We start from the raw sequence: 12,965 nt of genomic DNA on the forward strand, positions 1-12,965 counted from the left end.
GTTCGGGCCCCTACTTAGGAGGCGCTCTTACCGTCACCGGTTAGTGGCGGCCGCTTCGTCATCCGAGCCACCCACGAGCGTGGGGTTGGCGTGCCGCCCAGTCGGAGCTTGGCGACGGCATCTCATGAAGCAACGCCAAGGATACCGCTCCGCTGGCTAACTCGCCGCGGCCATGACGACAATCGACGACGGATATCCGTTCGCCCCAAGACAAAGTCAGCGAAGTCCTGCGCCTCGTCGACGACGATGGAGTCGAAGCGATGTCCGGGTTCGAGTTCCATTGCCAGCTCGGCCATTTGCCGCGGCAGGTCATGCTCCCGGAACTGGACGGTCTCCTCGGTGCGGAGTGATTCGTCGGGTCCCTGCGTCGCTCCCCACTGCACCCCGAGGGCGTGGAACTCGCCGACGTAGGTGGGCCGCTGACGGCGGGCCACGTCGCGGTGACCCGCTCCAGGTAGGACGCGAGGCCGTGGGAGTAGCAGACGAGGGCGACGCGCTGACCTCGTTGCGCTAGCCGCCGGGCCCTGCTCCATGGCGGGGAAGGTCTTTCCGCTGCCGGCGCCGCCGCGGACTTCGATGCGGTTGAGCAGTCGGATGGCGTCGAGGATGACGCCCTGGTGTTCGGTCAACGCGTCGGCGGCGTCCTCGTTGGCGATGGCCCGGGCGACGACATCGCGCTGCGGCAATCCCCTGCCGCTGAGCGCGGTGGTGATCTGGTCGATGCCGACCTTTGTCAGCAGCGGTCGAGTTCCTGGCTGAGAAGCACCTCGCGCAGCTTGGCCACCATGGTCGGGAGATCGCTGCGGTCGATCACTTTCCAGCGCGGGCAGTCAGCCAGCGCGAAGTCGTCGGGTAACTCGGTGTTGGGCAAGACGACGACGTTGTCCCAGCGCAGCCGGCCTTGGCTCCACCGGGGATCCTTTTCGATGTAGTCGCGCAGGGCGTAGCAGGCTGAGCGGGCCTGCCGGACGGGCTCAATGGTGTGCTTGCGTCCGCCGCGTATCTGCCGCCAGCCGTGGCCGTCGTGCCAGACCTCGCCGCCCTTGACCTCGAGGCAGACGATGCCTGCGTCTTCGATCGCGACGACGAAGTCGACCTCGTGGTCTTTGAGGTGGTCGGTGACGCGCTGGCCCGCGACGACGAGGTCGTTGGGCTGGAGCTGCTCGCGCAGTGTTTGATAGACGCGGCGCTCTGCAGCGTTGGCCAATCTGGGCGTCACGGTCGGGGTGATGGTCACTGGCGCGTCGGCTCTCTGCTGCAGATCAACGACGGCATCTCGCCCCTCCCCAGTGAGCCTCGGATCGATGGTAGCGAGAGCTTAGCCACGTCAACTGACGCGGCCGTCACTCAATACCAAGTGGGGCGTACCCACCGCGCTCCACTGAATGCATTACAGAACGCAACATGGGTGGTGGTGGCGACCATCTCGCCCGGACACGCTGGAGAACACTCACGACCTCGGACGAACGAGGAAACTACACCCATGACATCGCTTGTCGGTTCGATGAGTTAACTTGTGCGGTGGCAACCGTACACGCTTGGAGGAGCTAGCGACGATGACTAGTAGCAGACCTCAACTATTGGTTGAGGCGGAGCTTTTGGCCGAAAACTTGAGCTCACTAGCCTTGGAGTATCAGCAAATCGTGCGCTCTGCTCAACAAAGTGCCGATGCATCTCATGAAACCGCCAAACGCAGTCTCGATAGGAAGTTCAGTAAGCTCGCACCCCGCGAAATCGTCGATGAGCTGCGTAAAGACGGCCTCACAGGGGCGGCCGATCGGCTCGACGATCTCTGGAAGGCGAGCGCGATGGTTTTCAATTTGGTGGCAGTCAGCGTCGGTGTCGACGAGGTTGAGGTGCTGGATATCGACATCCATGGCCCTCATGCAGCAGCGGTGCAAGCGCTAGAACAACTTTCAGAGGGTTGACAATCCAACTTCTTGTTTCACGTATGCGGCTGAGGCGCTGAAGTCACGCACGCGCTGTTGAGGTGATGCAGCTGAATGCCTAGGCAGGGCTAAGCAACGCGCGCGTTTGATCACCAGTCAGACAAGGTTCGATGTCGGCGAGGACCCTTATCAGATCCTGCGGAAACAACCCGATATGAGTGATGCGTAGAACGCGCGGGGACTCGGCCAAAAGGAGCACGGCGTCAAGCAGATCCGCCCGCTCTCGTATGAGGAGAGCTGTCAGGGCGTCCTCCATGTCCGAGAACGGAGTAACACCTCGAACGACGCGCCGGCGCACGTCGAAAGTTGCGATGTACGGCAGACCCGATGGTCCAGATTCCGTCGCCCATCCCGCAGGTACATCTCCACTCGCGTCAAGCGACGCTGCGCTTATGGACAACGCCTCGAGGTAATTCCGTATCGACTCCGGTCCGCCGCCCTCTTTGACGGCCAAGCCGAAGGCTTCGCTGGTATTCGCCCAAATATGTTGCCAGATCGTCCTGACCTGAATCTCAATCCGACCTTTAGACTGATCAGCCAAGTCATATTCGAGGATTATGTGCACTGCTCTATAGCCGTCGGGGCGTGGTGTTGAAGTGTAATCGCGGATCCGCTTAGCATTCGGCCACGACGCCAGGGCGTCACAAAATGCCTTCTGTGCCTCCAAGTCGCGAACAACTATGCGATAACCCACCAGGTCCTCCAGAGCGGAGATGCGTGTTCGCCCTCGACGGCATTTGCGAACGATTGAGCTGATGCGTTTTATGCGGCCTGCTATTCCAATTGCATCCGGCCTTAGCCCAGGAGATAAATCGTCAATGAAAGCCCGGAGGATCGGAGCCCGAGCGTCACGAAAGATCCGCACCGCATCAAGATCGTCGACACTCTCGTCGCCTTTCGCGAATTGATCGGCCGCACGATCCACCCGGCTTCGCGTCACCATCTTATGCAGTGAAAAGTGGCGGAAGTACCAGTGGTTGACCCGGAGCTAAAACATTCCCGTCAAAGCCGACGGTTTCGTCTTCGCTAGTACGACGAGCTTTCTCGACCCTTTCGGTTAATGTCGTGTATCCCGCCGGATCGTAACCGCCCAGGAGGTAAGTGAGCAGATTAATCGCGAGGCCGCGGCCCGCATCCCGCATCCGCGGCTGCGCCTCCGTGGTCGTTAACAGACCCCACCAGTAACTTGATCTCTTGTCGATGCTGTCGAATCCGCCGTTGCTATCAAAGACGTTTAGCTTTGCGAAGATCGCTGGCAACGGAATCTTCCGCTCGAAATGACAAATACCCACAGCTGCGGCTACCACGATCTGTCCAACAGGCCGCATCAAAAGATTGTGAGCCCCGTCCTCGTCCGTAAATTCGCGCATTTTTCGGGGTTCGATCCCTTGGCGCACCTGGAGAATTGAAGGCAACTCCATAAATTCGTCGTAGAACGCATTTAGTTCTGTGGTTCCGAGTTCTAGCTCTGCCTCTTCCGGACGCAGCGGAACTAGACCCTTAATCTGCGGCTCCCATCGCGTGAAAGCAGGTGACTGCAGGAAGCCTTTCGCCGAATTCGCAATAGTTTCTAAAGTAGTTAGCTCTGGGGATTTAGAATTCAAATTAGAGTTCTCAAAATCGACACGCTCCAACTTTGTCCCATCTGCACCAACCAGCGGTTTGAAAAGGGGATGGGTGGTTGCGATGCTACGAGCGACGATGCGGAAGCCATTGTCCTCGTCGAGCGCTGACATCTGAGATTTGCCTAAAGGTGATGCCAGTCGATTGACATGCACGAAGATCGTGCGAATTCTCCGGCGGGCCCCTTCTCTAGTCTCTCCCACCGTCACAGCAGGAAGAATTTCTATCCCGATAGATTCATGTCGGAACTTTTGCAGGTCACTGGCGGTGAGCTGGTACTCATCTTGGAGTTCCTCACGGGTAAGCACCCCAACTTGTCTTTTCCGGTCCTTATTCCACAACGACAACGTACCGTCGTCGACGAGTTCTAGAGCGCCACTTATGGCGAGCAATCGATGTTGACCATCAAGGGCGAAGAGCTGTGAGGACTCGGGAATATCGAGCGTGCCAAACCGCCCAGCCGAGTCGAAAGGTGTGAATTTCGCCGCGCTTTCGAGGGAGATCCCGTTTGCCCAATTCGGAGAATAGGGGTCGTCTATCCATGTGTCACTCAATGCCGCTAGGATAGGGGGGAATTTGTGATTCTGCCTAGCGAGTAGGTACTGCGCCATTGGTCCTTGACGGGACCAATCTAGTGGCCGCTGCATCAAGAGGTCGATCGTCTCTTGATCAATGTCTATCTTTTTGGTTTCAGGATTAATCTTCTGACTGAAAAGAGGCAGATTGTGTGCGAATCCAACGTGTGCCCTAATCCAACTAAAGGTCACGCTCGCAACATAAGACTCGGTTTCCCCCATTTTTGTCCGAAAAACAGGTATTTTGCCTGGCACGCCCAATTTCTGATCGAGTAGAATGCGGATCGCTTCCGAGGCCTTGTCTTGAGTGGCTAGCACTTCATCAGCGATATCTTCCGGGTTCTTCGACACCTAATTACCACCTATTCGATATTTGATCTTGTTGAATACCGGCGCGACCTCGCGGATCAGACGCCGCTCCACCGTCTTGCGTTCCTTCAGTTCCGTCGTTGCGTACCACACTTCGATTCCACTCTTATTCGAGCGCAACCATGCTGCAAGTAATTCATTGGCCTCTTCGATCGCGCGATGGTTCGCAAGGCGGAGGCGAAGGTTGCGGCTCTCGCCCACATATACCCACTCGATAGATGAGGGTAGTCCGAGCACCTTCGCTACTTTGCCAAAAGCATAGACACCCGGCGCGTCCGGTACGCTGCTGATGCTGCCCGGAAAGTTGACTACACGGGACCAGTTAAGTTCGTCAATCATCAGACAGGTCAAGGGCTTGACGGTGTTCGCATACTGCCTGTGGCCACTGAGATCGTGGAGCGACGAGCCGAGAACCCGTCCGGCAACTGTCTCCCATTGATGCGACACTAGCTAACGGTCGCGGCAGATGTAAGTCCAATCGCAATGATCGTGAGCTCCGATTAGCGGGGACTCCTCCTTGGCCCCAATCGGATAGGGCGATTCGAGCGATGAAGCCTAGCTACGAGTGGATCGGTCCATTGCCGTGATCCGCGAGTCTGCAAACGTCACTTATCGGGTGCCAGCGCGGCGAGCCGCGAAGCCACCAGTTCCCATGGGACCCGTGGCGTAAGGTAGCTCCAAGAAAAGCGCAGTGCACCCGCAACCTGATCGGCTGGCAAACCAGCCGCTGACAGAACGTGACTGGGTGCGTAGCTTTGCGATGTACAGGCAGACCCATTTGAGATTGCTACGACATCCTTCAGCCCAACGAGGGCGGCCTCTGAATCTATCCCTGGCACAGTGAAATTCAGCGTGTGCGGCATCATCGCCTCAAGGTCACCGTTTATGACTATGCCGAGTGGCTCCAACGCGGTGAGCGCCGCCCGACGGATAGCTACGCACTGGTTTAGCCGTTCAGCGTACTCTTGCAAAGCTAGGTGCGAAGCAAACCCAAGACCTGCGATCAGTCCGACAGGCAAGGTTCCCGGGCGTAGACCCCGTTCTTGACCGCCACCGTACATGAGTGGCTCAAGTGGCGGACGACTGAACCGCCGTCGACGTGCAACTAGCGCGCCAATTCCCTTCGGAGCGTGAATCTTATGGCCGGATATCGACAATAGGTCGATTCGGCTGGATCGAAGCGGATCGAGGAGCTTGCCAAATGCCTGAGCACCGTCGACATGAAAGTAGGCGTCATGTTCGGCCAAGAGTTCGGAGATCTCCGCTACTGGCTGCACGATGCCCGTCTCGTTGTTTACGGCCATAACGGAGATGAGCAAAGTGTCAGGTCTGAGAGCGTCGGCGATATCACGCGCGTAGATTCGTCCAGCAGTGCCGGGCGCAATCTTCGTGACTTCGAAGCCCTGCCGTGCGAGCACCTCAAGGGGCTCTTGTACGGCCTTATGCTCAATCTCGGTAGAGATGACGTGCCGCTTTCCGTTGGCCATCCCATATTTCGCGAGCCCCAGTAAGGCTAGATTATTGCTCTCCGTCGCACCGCTCGTAAACAGCACTTCGTCCGCGCTAGCCGCCACGACATCTGCTAGCTGGCGCCTAGCTTTCGAGACACGCTCTTTTGCAGCTTGTCCATAGGCGTGTGTTCGGCTACCTGCGTTCCCGTACTCGCGGAACATCCAGAAGGCGACTTCATCACCCACCCGAGGATCCACGGGAGTAGTCGCGTTGCAGTCTAAGTACACGGGCCGCTCGTGTCCGCCCGCTGTTGAAGAAGTTGGCGTGTCGGTGGGCGTCGTTACCGTCATGAGCCAAAGCGTACGTGTAGCTTCCGACACAAGTACGGAACGACACAGCGCCTTGTACGGAAAAATCTTCCGTACATCTGCGACCGAGGAGAAAGCATGACGGCCGTAAGAGTCGAGCCTTCCGCGTCCGACCCCCAAGAACGCACCCGATCGAGCGGGTACGAATACGTTTTCCCAGCAATCCGTGGCATCCAGGCTGGTCGCGAGTACTACGTGACGATGTGTCCACTGAGACTGATCCCGCGGCTCTTCCTCTTTGATGAGGAAGAACTCCCCCCTGAGATGCGCGCACAACGCACGTTGAATAAGGCACGTGTGCCTGAGATCAGTCGGTACATCGTGGAGAACCCCGACACCTACATCTTCTCGGCTCTGACTGCCTCAGTGAACGCCGAGGTTCAGTTCGATCCGATGACCGGGGGTGTGAACGGTCCTGGCGAGCGCGTGGGGACATTAACAATCCCGATGTCAGCGCGCTTTGTAATAAACGATGGTCAGCACCGTCGGGCGGCGATTCAACACGCTCTTGCCGAGAACCCCGACCTGGGTGACGAAAGCATCGCCATCGTTCTGTTCCTGGACGTGGGCCTGAGCCGCTGCCAGCAGATGTTTGCCGACCTCAACCGCTACGCCATCCGGCCATCGAAGTCGATCGGCGTGCTGTATGACCATCGAGATGAGATGTCCGCGATCACGAAGCTCGTCGTGATGCGGTCGCCGTTCTTCAGCGATCTGACCGAGACAGAAACCAGCAACCTCTCCGCGCGCTCACGCAAGCTGTTCACGCTGTCCGCCTTGTACAGCGCCAACAAGGCCTTGCTAGAGGGCGTTGAGCTCGGAACCTTTGAACGGCAGGTAGACGTAGCGAGCCGCTTCTGGATGCTGGTCGCGGATCAGTTTCCCGAGTGGCATCAAGTCCGATCCCGAGATGTTAGTTCGGGTGAAGTCAGACGCGACTTCATCCACAGTCACGGCGTCGTTTTGCAATCAATTGGCAAAATCGGCAACGCACTCATCCGACAGTCTCAGGACGAAAAAGTCTGGGAAAAGACGTTGTCGAAGCTAGCCAATATCGACTGGCATCGAGCAAATGCGTCGACCTGGGAGGGGCGAGCCACGGTTGGTGGCAAGGTCAGCAAGGGTGCCGCCAACGTGCTTCTTACGGCCGGATATATCCGCTCCATCCTTGGTCTCGAACTACCACCAGACGAACAACAGGCTGAAGACGGTTTTATAAGGAGTGGCAGATGAAGCGTCAACTTCCCATCACCCCACGCAAGCACTCCGCGTTCGACGAGTTAGGTTATGCATCAACGGTTGACGCCCTCTTGACACAAACGCAAGAGTTGTATCTCGCCGATACAGTGCCTTGGGTCGTCGGCTATTCAGGCGGCAAGGACTCGACAGCAGTCCTCCAACTAGTCTGGCTAGCCCTCGCCGGACTGCCGGAAAAGAAGCGGACCAAGCCGGTTCACGTAATCAGCACTGACACGCTTGTCGAGAATCCCGTAGTCGCAGCATGGGTCACCCACTCCCTCGATTTCCTTGCGGACCAAGCTGCTGCACAGAACCTCCCAATCACGCCGCACCGTTTGACGCCCGCTGTCACCGACACGTTCTGGGTCAACTTGATTGGACGGGGATATCCAGCGCCCCGGCCCAAATTCCGTTGGTGCACAGAGCGACTCAAGATCAAGCCGTCGAATTCGTTCATCCGTAGCATGGTGCGTTCGCACGGCGAAGCCATACTGGTCCTCGGTACTCGTAAAGCGGAAAGCAGCGGCAGATCACACAGGATGACCCAGCTCGAAGCAAAGCGATCACGTGACCTCCTCAGCCCAAACGAGTCGCTCCCGAACTGTCTCGTCTACTCCCCGGTTGAGAACTGGTCGAATGACGATGTCTGGACTTTCCTGATGCAGACTCCGAATCCGTGGGGGTACTCGAATAAAGAATTACTCACCATGTACCAAGGGGCGTCCCCTGATGGCGAATGTCCGCTAGTCGTCGACTCGACGACACCGAGCTGCGGAGACAGCCGATTCGGTTGTTGGACTTGCACTCTGGTCGACAAGGACAAGTCCATGTCTGCCATGATCCAGAACGATGACGAGAAGGAATGGATGCTCCCACTTCTCGAACTGCGCAACGCGCTCGATGTTGCGGACGACCGGCACCTGCGCGATTTCCGGCGGATGAACGGGTCGGTTCAGCTCTTCCACGACAAACCGATCCCAGGTCCTTACACACAAGAATCGCGCGAGCGGTGGCTCACTCAACTACTTGGAGCCCAGGCATGGATTCGGGCCAACGGACCAGACTATGTGCGCTCGCTTGAGCTTGTGACACTTGCTGAACTAGAAGAGATTCGGCGGCTATGGGTCGTCGAGAAGCATGAGTTTGAAGACAACCTGCCGCGGATCTACCGCGAAGCGACGGGCGACGAGTATCCCGGCAAGCCGCTCGACGAACATCTGCCACTCGGGTCCGAGGCCGTCGAGGTGCTTAAGCAGCTCGTCGGCGGCGATCGGTTGCACTTCGAGATGGTACGCGAGCTTCTTGACATCGAGCAGCGCCACAGATCGCGTGCGCGCCGGGCGGGTCTATTCGATTCACTCGAGAAAGCGCTACGTCGCGGCTTTTACGACGATGAAGCCGATGCCACATCACGCGCTCAGACGCGCAAAGCCGCTTTGGATCGCAACGGTAGCGCACCTCTGGAAGATCCCGACCCCCTCGATGTTGCCGATGGTTTCGTCCGTCAAGCACAAGTTGGAGCCAACGAATGATTATCGATGAACTCGTCTTGCATAACGTCGGCACCTTCGCCGGCCGAAACACGATCGAACTTGCTCCGGCGTCTCCTAAGAAGCCGATAGTGCTCATCGGCGGGCTCAATGGAGCGGGTAAGACCACTCTCTTGGAGGCGATTCATCTCGCGCTCTACGGGTCACTCGCTCAGGTTGCGGCCCGTAAATCCGGGAGCTACGAGAGCTACCTTCGTGGCCTCATTCACCGCGGTGTGCCCGAAAGTGAGGGCGCTGCAATCGAGCTCCAGTTTCACGCGCACCAGGAGGGCGTTGAACGCGAATACCGGGTGCGGCGAAGTTGGCGGAGTACTGGCGCGTCGATACGTGAAATTCTGCTTGTGTCTGTCGATGGCCGTCATGACGAGGCGCTCACATCGACCTGGAGTGAGCACATCGAAGCGTTTCTTCCGCGTGGCATTGCCGGACTCTTCTTCTTCGACGGCGAGCAAATCGAGGCACTCGCAGACCTGGAGCGTTCACAGGAAGTTCTCTCGTCTGCTCTTGCTTCGCTCATGGGTCTCGAGCTCGTCGACCGACTGTCGACTGACCTCGCGGTACTACGTAAGCGACATCAGAACACTCAAGTACCAACCAAGTTGCGCGCTGCCATCGACGAGAAGCAGAACGCAGTTACTGCCGCGCGGCAGGAGGAGGAAGCGGCCGCCCAACAATTGGGAGCGCTGCGGGTCGAGGTTGAACGTGCTGAGAAGGCTCTCTTTGAGCTTGATGAGAAATACCGCTCTCTGGGCGGCGACCTGTTTGATCAACGCGAGTCAGCAGAGCGCAACGCAGAGGATCTGCGCAGGGATCTCAGTCGTTTCGACGATCAAATTCGCTATGAGATAGGGGAATTGGCTCCGCTGCTGCAACTTCGTGACCACCTGACTCGTATGGCCGAGCGAGTGGAAGTCGAGACCAATGCAGAGCGCAGTAGACTTATTGCCGATGTGCTGGTAGAACGTGACCTTGAGCTAGCTGCGCTACTGGCTGAATTGAAGGTTGCGAAGGGGATTCGAAGCCAGATCGACGAGTTCATGACGCGGGATCGGGAAGAACGCGACGAGGCAGCGAGCGTCGAGGCGATCGTCGGTCTGCAAGACGGTGCAGAGCTTCGTCACCTCATCTCGTCATCGCTGCCCACTGCGGAAAAGCGACTACGCGAGCTCATCGCCTCGCGCAGCGAGACCAAAAATAGACTCGAGCAAGCGGAGCGAGTTCTCGTTGCAATACCGGACGGAGAAGCCCTCGGCTCTCTGGTCGCGAAACGAGACGAGGCATCCGCAGTTCTTGTCCGCCGGCGTGCGGCTCTCACACATGCAGAGGAGCGACTGAATCTAACTCGGCAAGATCGCGCCCGCGCAGACGCCGCTTACGAGGCAGCGCTCGAGTCCGCCGCCCGCGCCAATCTTTCGGTCGACGACGACCGGCGGCTGGTAGACCACGTCGACCGCGTTCGTCAAACGCTGCAACAACTTCGACTAGCCGCGAGTCGCCGACACCTAGGTCGCATATCCGAGTTTGTGCTGGATGCCTTGGGGCGCTTGATGAGGAAGGAAAACCTCATCACTGATGTCTCTGTAGATGCCGAGTCCCATGCTGTCGAGCTCACCGGACGGGACGGCCTGCCGCTGCCGGCTAGCAACCTTTCAGCCGGTGAGCGGCAGCTCCTCGCCGTCGCTTTGCTGTGGGGACTAGCGCGTGCCGCAGGACAGCCACTACCTATTGTTATTGATACTCCGCTCGGCCGGCTGGATGGATCCCACAGAGAACACCTGCTCGAGCGATATTTCCCCCACGCAAGTCATCAGGTGCTGTTGTTGTCGACGGACACCGAGATCGACGATCAGGCTTACCTACTTATACGCAAGCACATCGGGCGGGAGTACCGGCTCGAATTTGATCAAGCGAAAAATGCGACGTCGGTCGTCGATGGATACTTCTGGGAGAAATGATGACAATCGACAACATACGTCTCTCACAAGCCGCACGCGATCAGCTGATCACCTTAAAGCGGCGTACCGGGGTAGCAACCTGGAATGTCCTCTGCCGCTGGGCATTCTGTCGGTCCCTCGCGGAGCCTGCTCCCCCGCCCGCCCTGCAGCTGACTCTGGATAGCAACATCGAAATGTCATGGAAGGTGTTCGCTGGAGATTACGGCGACATTTACTGGGGATTACTAAGGTTCCGCTGTCACGCTGACGGACGGTCGCTAGATGACGAGACGCTCGCGACCCAGTTTCGCCTTCATCTCCACCGCGGGATCGGGTATCTCGTCGGAGACCCGAGAGTGACGGATGTCGTTGGTCTTGCAGGCATTGGACTTTCGGACGACCCGGCGGCATGACTGACCAAGTCGCTCGCCACAAAACTGCTATGAGTCGAGCGACTCTGTCACGACCCATCGCGACTGCGATCCGCGATACCTTGATCGACGACTCGAAATCGATATTCGACTACGGGTGTGGGCGCGGTGACGATCTTAGACACCTCAAGGCTCTGGGCTATTCGGTCGATGGCTGGGACCCAACGCACCGCCCAACAACTCAGCGAAAACCCGCTGACGTAGTCAATCTCGGCTATGTCGTGAACGTCATCGAACATCCACATGAGCGGCTCGAGACGTTACGCAATGCATGGGAACTCGCACGAAAGGTTCTCATAGTGTCTTCGCGGCTCACGTGGGACGCACGCAGCCTCGGAGGGCGCCCGCTAGGCGACGGGCTTGTCACAAAGACGGGCACGTTTCAAAAGTTATATGAACAAGCGGAACTGGGCCGCTGGATTGAAGATGCGCTAGGAACGGAAGCCCACGCCGCGGCGCCGGGAATCTACTACGTCTTCCGCGAGACTTCCGATGCGCAAGAGTTTCTCGCTAATCGGGTTTATACGTATCGACCGAGAGTTCGTATCGATCCGCATGAGCTCTACCAAGCCAACGAAGCCACCCTCAGACCGCTGTTCGACTTTATGCGCCTCCATGCGCGACCACCCAAAGCAGGTGAACTTAAGCCCGACGAGATCACCTCTATCAAGGGAGCCGTTGGGAGCGTCGCCAAAGGCCACCAGCTCATTCGAACGGTGACTGACGACGAGTATTGGAAAGAAGTAGCGGCTCACCGGCGAGCAGAGCTGTTGATATATATCGCATTGTCACGTTTCAACGGACGTCCCCGTTTCACGCAGCTGGGACCGACGCTGGCGGCGGATGTTCGGGCGCACTTCGGGAAGTACCACGACGCCTGCGTGCAGGCCGACCGAATGTTGCTCGCGTGCGGCGATCCGGCGATCGTGTTGGTGAACGCACGGAGCTCGCGGGTCGGCAAACAGACGCCAAGCGCTCTGTATGTGCATAAGAGTGCGTTGGGCGAGCTCCCTCCAGTGCTTCAAGTGTATGAAGGGTGCGCCCGCGCCCTATCCGGAACTGTTGAGCACGCCAACCTAATCAAACTCTCCGTCACCGAACCTCAAGTGTCATATCTGACCTATCCGGAATTTGATCGGAACGCACACCCCACACTCGCGTCGTCGGTAACCGTGAACCTCAAGAGACTCTCGGTTGATTGGCGCGACTACAGCCAGTCGCCAAATCCACCGCTACTGCATCGGAAGGAAGAGTTTATTGGGCTCGATCATCCGCGGCGTCGACTGTACGCAAAGTTGACGCGATCAGAAGTTAAGGCGGGTCTCTACGCAGCTCCAGAGCGGATCGGAACTCTTGCCGGCTGGAACGCAACGCTCGACGCGGGGGGTTTTGTGGTTCGAGGGCATCGTCTTCAAGTTTGCAACTAGCAGCGGCAGCTCGCCGATTCTCTTGACAGAATCGCTTGAGCGCAATCA

At 58.0% G+C, this 12,965-nt stretch carries 10 protein-coding genes, 1 pseudogene and 1 riboswitch; of the genes and pseudogenes, 6 read left to right on the forward strand and 5 right to left on the reverse strand.

Features of this window, described 5'->3' with window-relative positions:
- Nucleotides 1-18 precede the first annotated feature (18 nt).
- Nucleotides 19-130, reverse strand: a riboswitch (SAM riboswitch).
- A gap of 85 nt (nucleotides 131-215) precedes the next feature.
- Nucleotides 216-1,237: pseudogene (locus AAHH99_RS12255) on the reverse strand (NERD domain-containing protein); the annotation flags it as partial.
- Nucleotides 1,238-1,556: 319 nt separating this feature from the next.
- On the opposite strand from AAHH99_RS12255, the gene AAHH99_RS12260 reads away from it, so the two are divergent.
- The gene (locus AAHH99_RS12260) at nucleotides 1,557-1,928 is read left to right on the forward strand and encodes a hypothetical protein (protein ID WP_418768848.1); all 372 of its coding nucleotides are present in this window, start codon (nucleotides 1,557-1,559) and stop codon (nucleotides 1,926-1,928) included.
- 79 nt (nucleotides 1,929-2,007) lie between these two features.
- Here the strand turns inward: AAHH99_RS12260 and AAHH99_RS12265 are convergent, their stop codons facing one another.
- The 4 genes from AAHH99_RS12265 to AAHH99_RS12280 form a co-directional block, all read right to left on the reverse strand.
- Nucleotides 2,008-2,892, reverse strand: a complete 885-nt coding sequence (locus AAHH99_RS12265; protein WP_418768849.1) for a RelA/SpoT domain-containing protein — start codon at nucleotides 2,890-2,892, stop codon at nucleotides 2,008-2,010.
- Between the two features lies 1 nt (nucleotide 2,893).
- Nucleotides 2,894-4,498, reverse strand: coding sequence for a DGQHR domain-containing protein (locus AAHH99_RS12270; protein ID WP_418768850.1), 1,605 nt, complete (start codon nucleotides 4,496-4,498; stop codon nucleotides 2,894-2,896).
- The gene (locus tag AAHH99_RS12275; RefSeq protein WP_418768851.1) at nucleotides 4,499-4,963 is read right to left on the reverse strand and encodes a hypothetical protein; all 465 of its coding nucleotides are present in this window, start codon (nucleotides 4,961-4,963) and stop codon (nucleotides 4,499-4,501) included.
- Nucleotides 4,964-5,121: 158 nt separating this feature from the next.
- A complete protein-coding gene (locus AAHH99_RS12280; protein ID WP_418768852.1) occupies nucleotides 5,122-6,318 on the reverse strand; it encodes an aminotransferase class V-fold PLP-dependent enzyme in 1,197 nt (398 codons plus the stop codon).
- Nucleotides 6,319-6,414: 96 nt separating this feature from the next.
- On the opposite strand from AAHH99_RS12280, the gene dndB reads away from it, so the two are divergent.
- Genes dndB through AAHH99_RS12305 form a run of 5 tightly spaced genes read left to right on the forward strand, consistent with a single transcriptional unit; the run spans nucleotide 6,415 to nucleotide 12,917 of the window.
- Nucleotides 6,415-7,569 (forward strand): DNA sulfur modification protein DndB, encoded by a 1,155-nt coding sequence (dndB, locus tag AAHH99_RS12285; protein ID WP_418768853.1) that lies wholly within the window; start codon nucleotides 6,415-6,417, stop codon nucleotides 7,567-7,569.
- Entirely contained in the window at nucleotides 7,566-9,107 is a 1,542-nt protein-coding gene (gene dndC, locus AAHH99_RS12290) for a DNA phosphorothioation system sulfurtransferase DndC (protein WP_418768854.1), read from the forward strand. The genes dndB and dndC overlap by 4 nt, the downstream gene beginning before the upstream one ends.
- On the forward strand, nucleotides 9,104-11,080 hold the full coding sequence (gene dndD / locus AAHH99_RS12295) for a DNA sulfur modification protein DndD (protein ID WP_418768855.1): 1,977 nt from the start codon (nucleotides 9,104-9,106) through the stop codon (nucleotides 11,078-11,080). The genes dndC and dndD overlap by 4 nt, the downstream gene beginning before the upstream one ends.
- Entirely contained in the window at nucleotides 11,080-11,472 is a 393-nt protein-coding gene (dndE, locus tag AAHH99_RS12300) for a DNA sulfur modification protein DndE (protein WP_418768856.1), read from the forward strand. The genes dndD and dndE overlap by 1 nt, the downstream gene beginning before the upstream one ends.
- Complete coding sequence (locus AAHH99_RS12305) at nucleotides 11,469-12,917, forward strand: DNA phosphorothioation-associated putative methyltransferase (RefSeq protein WP_418768857.1); 1,449 nt, start codon at nucleotides 11,469-11,471, stop codon at nucleotides 12,915-12,917. The genes dndE and AAHH99_RS12305 overlap by 4 nt, the downstream gene beginning before the upstream one ends.
- Nucleotides 12,918-12,965 lie beyond the last annotated feature (48 nt).

This window comes from Mycobacterium neumannii, from assembly GCF_048452905.1.
Taxonomy (GTDB): domain Bacteria; phylum Actinomycetota; class Actinomycetes; order Mycobacteriales; family Mycobacteriaceae; genus Mycobacterium; species Mycobacterium neumannii_B.